Source organism: Nocardia aobensis NBRC 100429 (assembly GCF_000308375.1).
Classification (GTDB): Bacteria; Actinomycetota; Actinomycetes; order Mycobacteriales; family Mycobacteriaceae; genus Nocardia; species Nocardia aobensis.
In genome coordinates this window covers 49611-59137 of sequence record NZ_BAFQ01000172.1, presented here as the reverse complement: position 1 = coordinate 59137, position 9527 = coordinate 49611, and the positions used below count along the sequence as shown (strand labels likewise).

The window sequence follows — 9527 nt, the reverse complement described above, 5'->3', positions numbered from 1 at the left end:
TCGCCGACCTGCTACGCAACCGGCACGTCACCCACGCCTTCGTCACCCCTGCCGCCCTCGCCTCGGTCGACCCCACCGGACTCGACGACCTGCACCTGGTGCTCTCCGGCGGCGAAGAAGTCCCCGCCGAACTGATCAACCGGTGGGCAGGCACCGACCGCCGCGGCACCCGCGAATTCCGCATCCTCTACGGCCCCACCGAAACCACCATCCTCGCCACCGCCACCCGGGCGCTGCACCCGGGGGACCGGCCCACCATCGGCACCCCACTACCCGGCATGCACGCGCTGATCCTCGACACCCGCCTGCATCCCGTCCCCGCCGGCGTGGTCGGCGAACTCTACCTGGCCGGCCTCGCCCCGGCCCGCGGCTACCTCAACCGCACCGCCACCACCGCCACCCGCTTCGTGCCCTGCCCCGCAGGCGAACCAGGCACCCGCATGTACCGCACCGGCGACCTCGTGCGCTGGAACACCCACGGCGACATCGAATTCGTCGGACGCAACGACTTCCAGGTCAAAGTGCGCGGCTACCGCATCGAACTCGGCGAGATCGACGCCGTCCTCGACGCCCGCGCCGACATCGCCTTCGCCGCCACCATCGCCCACCGCCAGGGCAACGCCCCCGCCATGCTGGTCACCTACGTCGTCCCCGCACCCGGCGCCACACCCACCGCCACCGAACTGACCACCGCGATCGCCGACGCCCTCCCGCCCTACATGGTGCCCGCCGCCGTCATGATCCTCGACGCGATCCCACTGTCGCCCAACGGAAAACTCGACCGCAGCGCACTACCCGAACCCGTCCTGCACACCGAAACATTCCGCGCACCCGCCTCACCGGTCGAGGAAATCGTCGCCGGCATCTTCGCCGACCTCCTCGGCCTCGACACCGCCATCGGCGCCGACGACAACTTCTTCGACCTCGGCGGCAACAGCCTCGTCGCCACCCGCGCCGCCGCCCGCATCGGCGCCGCCCTCGACACCCGCGTCCCCGTCTCGATGATCTTCGACGCACCGACCGTCGCCAAACTCGCCGCCCGCGCCGAATCCCACGCCGACACCCGCCGCATCGCCCTCACCGAACAACCACGCCCACACCACCTCCCGCTGTCCTACGCACAACAGCGCATGTGGTTCCTCAACCGCTTCGAACCCGACACCCCCGCCTACAGCATCCCCATCGTCATCCGGCTCACCGGCCGCCTCGACACCGACGCCCTGCACGCCGCCATCGGCGACGTCATCACCCGGCACGAGGTACTGCGCACCATCTACCCGGCCGTCGACGGCGAACCCACCCAGAAAATCCTCCCACCCGCCGACGCCGTCCCACCCCTGGCCGTCACCCGCATCGCCGAAACCGAACTCCCACACACCCTCTCGTCGCTGCTGGCCACCGTCTTCGACGTCACCACCACCGTGCCGCTGCGCATCCGGCTCTACGACATCGGCGACGACACCTGGATCCTCGCCCTCGTCGTCCACCACATCGCCGGCGACGGATCCTCCCTGGCGCCACTGGCCCGCGACCTCACCATCGCCTACACCGCACGACTCGACCGCGACGCCCCCGCCTGGCCACCCCTGCCCGTCCAATACGCCGACTACGCCCTCTGGCAACGCACCGTCCTCGGCGACGACAGCGACCCCGACTCGCTCCTGCACGCCCAGATCGACTACTGGACAACACAACTCGCCGACGTCCCCGCACTGCTCGCCCTGCCCACCGACCGGCCGCGACCGCCCGTGCAAACCTACGCCGGCGCCGCCGTGCCCCTCACCGTCGACCCCGAACTCCACGCCGGGCTCCAACACATCGCCCGCGCCCACAACACCACCCTGTTCATGGTCTTCCACGCCGCCCTCGCCGCCGTCCTCGCCCGCCTCGCCGGCACCGACGACATCACCATCGGCACCCCCTACGCCGGACGCGGCGAACCCGAACTCGACGACCTCGTCGGCATGTTCGTCAACACCCTCGTCCTGCGCACCCACGTCAGCACCGACATGACGTTCACCGATCTGCTCGAACAGGTCCGCGACACCGACCTCGCCGCCTTCGGCCACGCCGACGTCCCGTTCGAACGACTCGTCCAGGAACTCAACCCCGCCCGCTCCCACGCCCACCACCCCCTGTTCCAGGTGATGCTCGCCTTCCAGAACCTCACCGGCACCGAATTCGAACTCCCCGAACTCACCCTCTCCGCCGTCGAAGCCGACCTCGACACCTCCCTGTTCGACCTGCAGATCACCGTCTCCGACAGCTACGACGACCACGGCGGCCCCGCCGGCATCACCGGCGGCATCACCTACGCCCGCGACCTGTTCGACCCCGACACCGTCACCGCCATCGCCGCCCGCCTCGACCGGCTGCTCCGCGCCCTCGTCGCCGACCCCACCCGGCTCGTCCACGACGTCGACCTGCTCGACGCCGACGAACGCCACAACGTCGTCGTCCGCTGGAACTCCACCCAGCACGCCCTCCCCACCGACGAGACACTGACCTCCATGTTCGCCGACGCCGTACCGGCATACCGCGACCGCACCGCCGTCACCTACGACGACGAGTCCCTGACCTACGCGCAGTTCTCCGCGCGCGTCAACCGGCTCGCACGCTGGCTCATCACCCGCGGCGTCGGCCCGGAAAAGCTGGTCGCCGTACGGATGCGCCGCTCACTCGACCAGGTCACCGCCCTCTACGCCGCCCTCGCCGCCGGCGGTGGATACGTGCCCGTCGACCCCGACCTGCCCGCCGACCGCATCGACTACATGCTGGCCACCGCCGACCCCGTCGTCGTCCTGTCCACCCTCGACGGCATCGATCTGTCCGGCTTCGATGACACACCCGTCACCGACCGGGAACGCCACGCGCCACTGCGCCCCGACAACACCGCCTACGTGCTGTTCACCTCCGGATCCACCGGCCGGCCCAAGGGCGTCGCCGTCCCGCACGGCGCGGCCGCCAACCAGGTCCGCTGGCTCAGCGACACATATCAACTCACCGCCGACGATGTGGTCCTGCAGAAGACACCGGCCACCTTCGACGTCTCGGTCTGGGAACTGTTCGCCACCCTCGGCGTCGGCGCCCGCCTCGTCATCGCCCGCGCCGACGGCCACACCGACCCCGCATATCTCGCCGAAATCATTGCCGCACAGCAGATCACGATCACCTCGTTCGTGCCGTCCATGCTCGCCGTCTTCGCCGAAGCCGCACCCGCCCGCACCCTGCCCTCGCTGCGCGCGCTGCTCATCGGGGGAGAGGCATTCGGATCCGACACCGTGGCCGCCGTCCGGCGCGTACTGCCCGACGTCGAACTCGACAACCTGTACGGACCCACCGAATTCACCGTGCACGTCACCTCCCACCGCGTCACCGCCGCCGACCAGGGCAGTGTGCCGATGGGTCGGCCCGTCTGGAATGCCCGCGCCTACGTCCTCGACGCCCGGCTCAACCCCGTACCGCCCGGAGTGGCTGGGGACCTGTACCTCGCGGGCACCCAGATCGCCCGCGGCTACCACGCCCGCCCCGGCCTCACCGCCGAACGGTTCGTGCCCGACCCCTACAACGACGGCGGGCGCATGTACCGCACCGGCGACCTCGTGCGGCGCCGCCGCGGCGACGGCGAACTGGAATACCTGGGCCGCACCGACTTCCAGGTCAAACTGCGCGGCCTGCGCATCGAACTCGGCGAAATCGAAACCGTACTCGCCGAACATCCCGGCGTCGCCCGCGCCATCGCCGTCGTCCACTCCAGCGAGATCGCCGCCCAGCTCGTCGGCTATCTCGTACCCGTCGCCGGCGCCACCGTCGACACCGACGCCGTCCTCGCGCACGCCGCCGCCGAACTGCCCAACTACATGGTGCCCACCACGCTCATGGTGCTCGACACCGTGCCGCTCACCGCATCCGGCAAACTCGACCGCGCGCGGCTACCCGAACCGATGGCCGCGGTAGGGGAGTTCCGCGAACCGTCGTCCTGGCTGGAAGGCGAGATCGCCCGCGCGTTCGAACACGTCCTCGGCGTCACCCACGTCGGAGCCGACGACGACTTCTACGCCCTCGGCGGCAACTCGCTGCGCTCGGTGCAGGTCGCCAGCGAACTCACCAAGGAACTGCACTTCGAGATCCCGCTCGGATGGATGCTGTCGGATCCGAATCCGGCCGACCTCGCCAAGCGCATCGAAACCGGAATGAGCAACGGGCATCACGAATCCGGGTCTGCAGCCTTCGGATTGGACGTCGTGCTGCCGATCCGGACCGGCGGCAGCCGGCCACCGCTGTTCTGCATCCATCCCGCGTCGGGACTGTCGTGGTGCTACTACACCTTCGGTGACCACCTCGCCGGCGACCGCCCGATCTACGGCCTGCAGGCGCCGCAGATCGGTGGGGAAGTGCCCGGCCCGCAAACGTTCGAGGAGATCGCGCGCCGCTACTTCGAGGAGATCCGCGCCATCCAGCCGCACGGGCCCTACCATCTGCTCGGCTGGTCGCTGGGCGGGCAGATCGCGCACGCCGTCGCCGCCGAAATGCGTTCGGCCGGTGAGGAAGTCGCGTTGCTGGCGTTGCTGGACGCGGAAGCCGAGGGGATCGACGCCACGGAGGTCGCCGAGGCCACGCCAGGGGAGTTGATCAGCAATCTCGGCCCGGTCATGGGCATCGATGTCGTCGGCGCCGACGCGACCGCCGAAGAGGCCGCCGACCTGATCCGCCGGCAGCTGGGCGACAGCTTCGCCATCGACGCCGCGACCATCGAACGCATGACCGACGCCTACAACCTGTCGATCCGCGCCGCGAGTGCCTGGCAGCCGCCGGTACTCGATGCCGACATGCTGTATTTCACCGCCACGACGGACCGGCGCACCGACGCCACGGGCCACGAGGGATGGGCTCGGTTCGTCAGCGGTCAGATCTCGAACGTCGATATCGCGGCCGAGCATCTGGCGATGACCGAACCCGCGGTGGTCGCCGAGATCGCGAAGATCCTCAACCGCCGGCTGGATCGGTGAGGGGATGGGTCTTCGAGGCCGGACTGCCATTACTTGACATAATGTAGATTATCGGCGCAATGGAACGGGCGCTGTTGGCTGCGTTTACGCCTGTGTGTCAGTGTGTTTCGCGCGCGGGCGTCGGCGCCTCGGCTTATCGCTCGGCTCTTCTGTCTGCTTGCGACGGTGCTCGATGCCGGCGAAGTCTCGCGCACACTCGCCGAAATCCGCCGGATGAACTTTTTCGCCTCAGGTCCGATTTGCCGGAAAATTTTCTGCTGCTCGTGCTGGGTCTATTTCGCCCCTTATCGGCCCACTTCCCCAGCTTCCCGGACTCCTGCCATAAAACGTCACAGTGACGTAATGATGGTGGCTGGGCGGGCCTCTCGCAAGGAGTCGAGATCCGGATCCGCTGAACGTCACCGCGCGCCTTGCCGACGCATTGTGACTCAGGGGCAGTGCACACCGCACGGTTTGGTACCCGCCACGAGAACCTCGCGGGCCCGCTGGTGACTTGTTAGCGTCCTCGCCAGGAGGTGTCATGAAGGCAGCGCGGCCTTTCGATGTCGATGTGGTGATCGTCGGATCCGGATTCGGCGGCAGTGTGACGGCATTGCGGTTGGTGGAAAAGGGATATTCGGTCGCGGTGCTCGAGGCCGGGCGACGCTACGAGGACGCCGACTTCGCCACCACGAGCTGGGATCTGCGGCGATATCTGTGGGCGCCGGCACTGGGCTGCTACGGCATCCAGCGGATCCACCGGCTGCGCGACTGCTTCATCCTCGCCGGCGCCGGAGTCGGCGGCGGATCACTCAACTACGCCAACACCCTCTACAAGCCGGGCCGCGCGTTCTTCGAGGACCGCCAGTGGGCCCAGATCACCGACTGGGACGGCGAACTCACCCCGCACTACGACCAGGCCCGGCGCATGCTCGGTGTCGTCGAGAATCCGCACACCACTCCGGCCGACGAGATCATCCGCTCGGTGGCCGAGGAGATGGGCGTCGCCGACACCTACGTCCCGACCCCCGTCGGCGTGTATTTCGGCGAGCCCGGAGTGGCGAGCCCGGACCCCTATTTCGGCGGCGCCGGACCCGAGCGCACCGGCTGCATCGAATGCGGCGAATGCATGACCGGTTGCCGGCACGGCGCGAAGAACACGCTGGTCAAGAATTATCTGGGTTTGGCCGAACGCGCTGGGGCACAAGTACATTCGATGACCACCGTGACCGCCCTGCGACCGCAGGATGACGGCAGTTGGCGCGTCGAGACGCGCCGCACGGGCCGATTCCGAGGTGGGCGGCGCAGCTTCTCGGCGCGGTACGTGGTGCTGGCGGCGGGGACCTGGGGGACGCAGCGGTTGCTGTTCCGGATGCGCGACACCGGGGTGCTGCCCGCGTTGTCGCCGCAGCTGGGCGTGCTGACCCGCACGAATTCCGAGGCGATTCTGGGTGCGGGCCGCACCCGGGTGGACACCGGCCTGGATCTGACGGCGGGTGTGGCGATCACGTCGTCGTTCCATCCGACCGCCGACACCCATATCGAGCCGGTGCGCTACGGCAAGGGTTCGAACACGATGGGGCTGTTGCAGACCTATCTGGTCGACGGCGGGAAGGCGGTGCCGCGGTGGGTGCGGGTGCTGGCGATCGCGGCCACCCATCCCGTGCGGACGGTGCGGTTGTTGCGCACCCGGCGATGGAGCGAGCGGACGCTGATTCTGCTGGTGATGCAGAGCCTGGACAATTCGATCACCACGTTCACCCGGCGTGGGCTGTTCGGTCGCCGCTACACCAGCAGGCAGGGTTACGGTGAGCCCAATCCGTCGTGGATTCCGGCCGGTCACGAGGTGACGCGGCGGGTGGCGGACAAACTCGGCGCCACCGCGGGCAGCACCTGGCCCGATATTTTCGGTGTGCCGATGACGGCGCATTTCATCGGCGGGTGTGTGATCGGCGGCGACCGTGAGCACGGTGTGATCGATCCGTATCACCGCGTGCACGGATATCCGACGTTGAGCATCGTGGACGGGTCGGCGATCTCGGCGAACCTCGGGGTGAATCCGTCGTTGACGATCGCCGCGCAGGCCGAGCGGGCGGCGTCGATGTGGCCGAACAAGGACGAGCGCGATCCGCGGCCGCCGATGGATCTGCCCTACCGGCGCATCGATCCGATCGCGCCGGTAGCCCCCGTCGCTCCGAACTCCTCCCCTGCCGCGTTGCGGCTGCCGATCGTGGAGGTCCGGCACACCCCGGCGGGTGGCCGCCCGGCCTGAGCCGGCGTGGTTCCGGTTCTCGACGTCAGCGCGTGAGGCGTCCCAGCAGCGCTGAGGCGCAAGCGATTCCGAGGAGGGCGGCCAGGACGAGGACGCCGAAGTCGGTACACAGGTCGGCGGTGCCGCCGACGAGCAGTCCGCGCAGGGCGTCGACCTCGTAGCTGAGCGGGTTGACGTGGCTGACGGCGTGCAGCCAGCCGGGCATGAGCGCCAGCGGGTAGAGGGCGTTGGAGGCGAAGAACAGCGGCATGGTGATGGCCTGGCCGATGCCCATGAGGCGGTCGCGTTGGGTGACCAGCCCGGCGATGGTCATCGACAGGCAGGCGAAGAACGCGGCACCGAGGACGACGACGGCGAGGGCGCCGAGCAGTTTCAGCGGGTTCATCGTGATGTGGACGCCCATGATCAGGGCGAGGACGACGATGATCAGCACCTGGGCGATGGCGCGTACTCCGGCGGCGAAGCATTTGCCGGTGATCAGCGCCGCGCGGGGTGTGGGGGTGACCATGAGTTTGTTGAGGATGCCGGCGTCGCGGTCCCAGATCAGTTGGATGCCGTAGAAGATCGCGATGAACAGTGCCGATTGGGCGATGATGCCGGGTGCGAGGAAGTCCAGGTAGGGCATGTCGCCGGTGGGGATGGTGTGCAGGCGGGCGAAGGTGGTGCCGAAGATCAGCATCCACAGCGCGGGTTGCACTGCGCGGGTGACCAATTCGGTGCGGTCGTGGCGCAGTTTCTGCAGTTCGACGATTGCGAAGGTGGCGATGCGGGAGCCCAGGGTGGCGATGCGGGCGGCGCCGTGCGGGGCGTGGCGCAGGGGCGGCAGTTCAGCCGGCGCGTTGAGCGGTTCGGCGGGTGCTTCGGACACCGCGCAGTCCTCCTTCGGTGGTGGGGTCGTCGTCGAGTCCGGCGTCGGCGTGGTGGCGGAAGACGTCTTCGAGGGTGGCGTGCGGGCCGAGTGCGGCTCTCAAATCCGCGGGTGCGCCGGCTGCGCGGAGTTTTCCCTTGTGCAGCAGGGCGATTCGGTCGCAGAGGCTGTCGGCTTCGGCCATGTAGTGGGTGGTGAGCAGGACGGTGGTGCCGAAGCGGGTGCGCAGGTCGTGGACGCGTTCCCAGACGCTGTCGCGGGCGATGGGGTCGAGGCCGACGGTGGGTTCGTCGAGGATGAGCAGGGCGGGCCGGTTGACGAGGGCCTGGGCGAGTTCGAGGCGGCGGATCATGCCGCCGGAGTAGCCGGCGGCGAGGCGGTCGGCGACGTCGAGCAGGTTCATGGCGTCGAGGGCTTCGGTGACGCGGTGGCGGCGTTCGCGGCGGGGGACGTCGAAGAGGCGGGCGAACCAGGTGACGTTCTGGCGGCCGGTGAGGGTGGCTTCGATGGAGAGTTGTTGGGGGACGTAGCCGAGGTTGTAGCGGATGTCGGTGTCGTGGCGGCCGGCGCGGAAGCCGAGGATGTCGACGGTGCCGTGCTGGATGGGCATGAGGGTGGTGAGCAGGCGGATGGTGGTGGTTTTGCCGGCGCCGTTGGGGCCGAGGAGGCCGAAGATCTCGCCGCGTTCGATGCGCAGGTCGAGGTGGTCGACGACGGTGTGGTCGCCGTAGCGGTGGGTGAGGTCGCGGCAGTCGATGGCGGGGTGGTGTTCGGGTGGGGCGTGCGGGGTCATCGTCGTCCTTGTTCGTGGTCGTGCAGGAGTTCGGTGATCTTGTCGACGACGGCGAGGCCGCGCAGGAGGTCGTCGCGTTCGGCCGGGGTGAGGGCCTCGAGGGCGGTGGCGACGATGTCGTGGCGGCGTCTGCGGATGTCGTCGACGTCGCGCTGGACGTGGGCGGGCAGGCTCAGGCGCATGACGCGGCGGTCGGTGGGGTCGGGTTCGCGGACGAGGAGGTCGTCTTTGACGAGTGCGGTGACGAAGGTGGAGACGCTGTTGGGTGCCAGTCCCATCTCGGCGGCGGCGGATTTGACGGAGATGTGTGGGTTGCGGCCGACGAGGCGCAGGACTTCGGCTTGGGAGGCGCTGACGCCGGGCCGGTCGAAGGATCGGCCGGCGATGCGCCCGACTTGGCGGCGGAAGCGGCCGAAGGCGCTCATGAGCCGAGGGACCAGTTCGGCGTGGGTGGCGGGTGGGGTGGTCACCTCCCCATAATACCTCTGACTCAGAGCTATTTTCCTGTGAGTCTCCCCCGGGTCCCGGGACGGCTCCGGCGACCTGCGCCTGTGTTAGGTTGTGATCGACGTCACGCGGCCGGCGGTCTTCCCGGATCGGACGACA

Annotated in this window: 5 protein-coding genes; 2 read left to right on the top strand and 3 right to left on the bottom strand. The window is 68.8% G+C overall.

Going from position 1 to position 9527, the window contains the following annotated elements; all coding sequences use genetic code 11:
* The coding region (locus RJ03_RS22845) for a non-ribosomal peptide synthetase (protein ID WP_036505635.1) at nt 1–5009 on the top strand (5009 nt) is incomplete at its 5' end.
* Between the two features lie 520 nt (nt 5010–5529).
* On the top strand, nt 5530–7260 hold the full coding sequence (locus RJ03_RS22840) for an FAD-dependent oxidoreductase (RefSeq protein WP_036505634.1): 1731 nt from the start codon (nt 5530–5532) through the stop codon (nt 7258–7260).
* 25 nt (nt 7261–7285) lie between these two features.
* Here RJ03_RS22840 and RJ03_RS22835 read toward each other — a convergent pair whose 3' ends face one another.
* Genes RJ03_RS22835 through RJ03_RS22825 form a run of 3 tightly spaced genes read right to left on the bottom strand, consistent with a single transcriptional unit; the run spans nt 7286 to nt 9391 of the window.
* Entirely contained in the window at nt 7286–8128 is an 843-nt protein-coding gene (locus RJ03_RS22835) for an ABC transporter permease (protein WP_036505633.1), read from the bottom strand.
* On the bottom strand, nt 8088–8921 hold the full coding sequence (locus tag RJ03_RS22830) for an ABC transporter ATP-binding protein (protein ID WP_036505632.1): 834 nt from the start codon (nt 8919–8921) through the stop codon (nt 8088–8090). Before RJ03_RS22830 ends, RJ03_RS22835 begins: the two co-directional genes overlap by 41 nt.
* Nucleotides 8918–9391: a MarR family winged helix-turn-helix transcriptional regulator gene (locus RJ03_RS22825; RefSeq protein ID WP_245552361.1), complete on the bottom strand. Its 474-nt coding sequence runs from the start codon at nt 9389–9391 to the stop codon at nt 8918–8920. Before RJ03_RS22825 ends, RJ03_RS22830 begins: the two co-directional genes overlap by 4 nt.
* Between the last annotated feature and the right edge of the window lie 136 nt (nt 9392–9527).